The following is an 841-nucleotide window of genomic DNA, read 5'->3' on the forward strand; positions in this document are numbered from 1 at the left end:
ACGGCCATCGACATCGGTGGCTTCTGGCACGCTCTCTTTAAGAACGGTATCTTCATTGGTGGTTTGCGTATCGGCTTTCGCCACCGGCGCGTCGTTGGTGCCCGTCACGGTAATGGTCATCGTCGTTTGCGCAGCTGCGTCGTGCTCGTCGGTGACGGTCACGGGGATCTCTAATACTAACTTCTCGCCTTTACCTAAGCTGTCGTAAGAGGAAGCATCAAATTCATAACTGCCATCGTCGTTGAAGGTTAAGCCTTCTACCGTTGAGTCTGTACTAAATGTAAGCTCAGCGTTATCAGCCAGATCCACATCCGTCGCGCTCATTGCGCCAGTAATGACGGTGTCTTCAATGACGCTATCGGTTTTCGCTTCTGCGACTGGCGCGTCATTAGTGCCCGTCACGGTAATGGTAATGGTTTGCGGCTCACTCTTCGCGCCGTTGTTGTCCACCGCCACGTAGGTGAAGCTCACCTCTTGCGATTGACCTGGCTCAAGCGCCTGAAAATCCTCGCCAGGCTTGAAGGTGTAATTGCCGTTAGGTTTAAACACCAACTCGCCTTTGCCATCGGATAAATCAGATTCAAGCTCGTAGGATTTCACCCGGCCATCAATATCTGACGCTTCAGGCACGCTGTCCTTGAGAGCCGTATCTTCATCGGTGGTTTGCGAATCCGCTATGGCTACGGGTGCGTCGTTGGTGCCAGTCACGGTAATGGTCAGCGTGGTTTGCGCCGTGGCGTTGTGCTCGTCGGTGACGGTCACGGGGATCTCTAGTACTAACTTCTCGTCTTTACCTAAGCTGTCGTAAGAGGAAGCATCAAATTCATAACTGCCATCGTCG

Annotated in this window: 1 protein-coding gene; it reads right to left on the bottom strand. The window is 52.9% G+C overall.

Translation table 11 applies throughout. From position 1 onward, the window contains the following. The coding region (locus LNL84_RS19625; RefSeq protein WP_244359556.1) for a VCBS domain-containing protein at positions 1-841 on the bottom strand (841 nt) is incomplete at both ends.

The organism is Vibrio gelatinilyticus, from assembly GCF_022836845.1.
Lineage (GTDB): Bacteria > Pseudomonadota > Gammaproteobacteria > Enterobacterales > Vibrionaceae > Vibrio > Vibrio gelatinilyticus.